The organism is Pantoea sp. B9002 (assembly GCF_013385945.1).
In the GTDB taxonomy this organism is placed as follows: Bacteria; Pseudomonadota; Gammaproteobacteria; order Enterobacterales; family Enterobacteriaceae; genus Pantoea.
Genome location: NZ_JACAPA010000157.1, coordinates 1 through 393, shown reverse-complemented (window position 1 = coordinate 393; position 393 = coordinate 1). Strand labels below are relative to the sequence as shown.

Below are 393 nucleotides of genomic sequence, written 5' to 3'. Positions count from 1 at the left end.
CCGGCGAAGTCGGCGATCTGCGCCCCCAGCACGGTTTCCAGCGGTCGGGTCGAAACCAGGTCAGGGATACGGCCCGCCTCCAGCTCCCGCGGTTGCGGCGAAGTGCCGGACCAGACCAGCCGATCACCCGCCGCCAGCGCCAACCCCGCACCGTCGAGACCACCCAGGCCTTCACGGCACACAGTGGCCTTGCTGCCCATGACGGGTGTCGCATCGAAACCACCGGGAGCCGCCAGGTAGGCGCGCGCGCCCTGGATCGGTTGACTGAAGACCAGGCGCTGACCACGGCGCACCAGAAAACTGCGCCAGGGTTGCAGCGGCTGGCCGTCGAGACGGGCGCCGAGGTCGGCACCCGCCAGGGCCAGACAGGCATCTTCCTGGGCAATCAGTTCC

1 pseudogene is annotated in these 393 nt (G+C 69.7%); it reads right to left on the bottom strand.

The features are described from left to right. Window positions 1-393: pseudogene (locus HX773_RS25635) on the bottom strand (hypothetical protein); the annotation flags it as partial.